The 538-nt window shown below is 44.4% G+C and carries 1 protein-coding gene; it reads left to right on the top strand.

All coding sequences use genetic code 11. From position 1 onward, the window contains the following. On the top strand, window positions 1-538 hold a 538-nt coding region (locus FC65_RS11100), incomplete at both ends, for an IS982 family transposase (RefSeq protein ID WP_156408650.1).

Genomic DNA, 538 nt, shown 5'->3' with positions numbered 1-538 from the left:
TCCATTACTTTTACCAGTTATGTTCATTGCTTTATCAGCGTTATTGTCCGCGTAGCGTCATTGAGCGGCGCAACGTTGAACATACTAAAATTACTGATATTAAACTTTTAGCTTTACTCTGCTTACAAGTCACACTGGGAATTCAATCGCAACGCCGCTTCTATTATCTGATGGCAGCGTTTATGCCGCGGCAAATGGTGGTATCACGTTCACGTTTCAACCGCCGCGCGCAACAATTACTGGCAGTAGTCAATGCCATTCGCTCAGGTATCACTAAGGATTATGCTCATTCGGGCGACCTAGCGATTATCGACAGTTTACCCAACCCACTATGTGCCAAAGTTCGTAATTTCAGAGTTAGAATTTTTGCTGGGAAGGCCAACATTGGCTATAATGCCACCAAGAAAATGCCATTTTATGGGTTTAAAACCCACATGGTCGTCACGGCTAATGGCTATATTCTGAATTATGTGATCACGGCAGCCTCAGTTCATGATGCTAAGGTAGCGCCTGAGCTAATTAGCGGTTGTCCTTGTCC

The organism is Ligilactobacillus acidipiscis DSM 15836 (genome assembly GCF_001435755.1).
Classification (GTDB): Bacteria; Bacillota; Bacilli; order Lactobacillales; family Lactobacillaceae; genus Ligilactobacillus; species Ligilactobacillus acidipiscis.
The sequence above is the reverse complement of the archived record's forward strand: the minus strand, read 5'-3'. Positions and strand labels throughout refer to the sequence as shown.